Origin of the sequence: Streptomyces atriruber (assembly GCF_001418325.1) — a bacterium.
In the GTDB taxonomy this organism is placed as follows: Bacteria; Actinomycetota; Actinomycetes; order Streptomycetales; family Streptomycetaceae; genus Streptomyces; species Streptomyces atriruber.
Window position 1 is genome coordinate 17,632 of sequence record NZ_LIPN01000019.1, and the last position, 745, is coordinate 18,376.

General features: G+C 73.2%; 1 pseudogene. It reads left to right on the forward strand.

What is annotated here, in order from left to right:
- Positions 1 to 113: 113 nt before the first annotated feature.
- Positions 114 to 745: pseudogene (locus AOK03_RS01655) on the forward strand (anthranilate synthase component I); the annotation flags it as partial.

Sequence of the window (745 nt, forward strand, 5' to 3'; positions counted from 1 at the left end):
GACCAGATCGGCGCGGCCTGCCACACGGGCACCCGCACCTGCTTCGACACCGACGTACTGCCCGTCCTTCCCGTGCCCGGCGCGCCCGGCTCCGGTCAGTAGGGTCTGCTGCCATGGACCTCGAGACCTTCCGCAAGCTGGCGTCCGACCGCCGAGTGATCCCCGTCAGCCGCAAGCTCCTCGCGGACGGCGACACCCCCGTCGGCCTCTACCGCAAGCTCGCCGCCGAACGCCCCGGCACGTTCCTCCTCGAATCCGCGGAGAACGGCCGCTCCTGGTCCCGCTACTCCTTCGTGGGCGTCCGCAGCGCCGCCGCCCTCACCGTCCGCGACGGCGAGGCCCACTGGCTCGGCACCCCGCCCGTCGGCGTGCCCACCTCCGGCGATCCGCTCGCCGCGCTGCGCGCCACCATCGGGATACTGCACACCCCCCGCGACGTCGTCAGCGCCGACGGCCTGCCGCCCTTCACCGGCGGCATGGTCGGCTACCTCGGCTACGACATCGTGCGCCGCCTGGAGAAGATCGGTCCGGGGGAGCGGGACGACCTGCGGCTCCCCGAGCTGACGATGCTGCTCACCAGCGACCTCGCCGTCCTCGACCACTGGGACGGCTCGGTCCTGCTGATCGCCAACGCGATCAACCACAACGACCTGGAGACCGGGGTCGACGAGGCGTACGCCGACGCGGTCGCCCGGCTCGACGCCATGGAGGCCGACCTCTCCCGGCCCCTCTCCCAGCCCCCGGC